General features: G+C 63.7%; 1 protein-coding gene. It reads right to left on the bottom strand.

The window, feature by feature from the left end; genetic code table 11:
- The coding region (locus F2P45_RS34885; protein ID WP_166882734.1) for a hypothetical protein at window positions 1-328 on the bottom strand (328 nt) is incomplete at both ends.

Raw genomic sequence — 328 nt, 5'->3', positions numbered from 1 at the left:
TCCCCTTCCACCTGGGGAAACGGATCGCCGTTCTCGACCGCCATGTCGGCGAACGCCAGCGTTTCCGAGGTGGGGTCGCCCGGATCGGCGTAGTTTTGCGAATCGATGGCGACCGTGGTGATCAGGTCGACCATCTGCGGCGTGGTTTCCCTGCCAAAATTGGGGGTCGGAAGGCCGTCGAAGTTTTGCGCGATCACATCGAGGGTGAAGCCGGCGCCGGCCTTCCAGAAGCGGCCGATATCGGCCGTCATCTTGGTCTGCTCGACCAGGCCGGCCGGATTGGCCAGCGGCGTGCTCAAGGCGAATTTGTACGGCCGCACGACGAACT

This window comes from Massilia mucilaginosa (genome assembly GCF_011682145.1).
Classification (GTDB): Bacteria; Pseudomonadota; Gammaproteobacteria; order Burkholderiales; family Burkholderiaceae_D; genus Telluria_A; species Telluria_A mucilaginosa.
Note: the sequence above shows the minus strand (reverse complement) of the source record. Positions and strands in the feature narration are given on the sequence as shown.